Source organism: Polaromonas sp. P1_G2 (assembly GCF_056405515.1).
In genome coordinates, this window is the sequence record NZ_JBFUBY010001644.1 from 1 (window position 1) to 373 (window position 373).

Genomic DNA, 373 nt, shown 5'->3' on the forward strand with positions numbered 1-373 from the left:
CATCGGAGACGGTCACCGTCGAATAGCCCGCGCGCTTGATCAGCTGCAGCCACATCGACTTACCCAGCACGGAATAATGGTTCGGATTGTTCTGGTGACGGCAGGCCGTGTCCGGGGCCGGCACTTCCATATAGAGCACGCCGCCCGGCTTCAGCACGCGGCAGGTCTCGTTGAGCGAGAACAACGGAAACACCGAATGTTCCAGCACATGCCGGCACCAGACGAGATCAAATGTCTGGTCGGGGAATTCGAGGAAGGAAAGATCCATCTCTACCGCGTTGAAACCCTTCTGGCGGCAGATGTCGATGTCCTCGCCGATAGCGATGCCGATCGCATCGAGCTTGTCGGCGGCAAAATGCTTCAGCGCCACGCC

At 59.2% G+C, this 373-nt stretch carries 1 protein-coding gene; it reads right to left on the minus strand.

What is annotated here, in order from left to right:
• Nucleotides 1-373: class I SAM-dependent methyltransferase (locus tag AC1D0P_RS31935; RefSeq protein ID WP_477680389.1), on the minus strand; the 373-nt coding region annotated here is incomplete at both ends.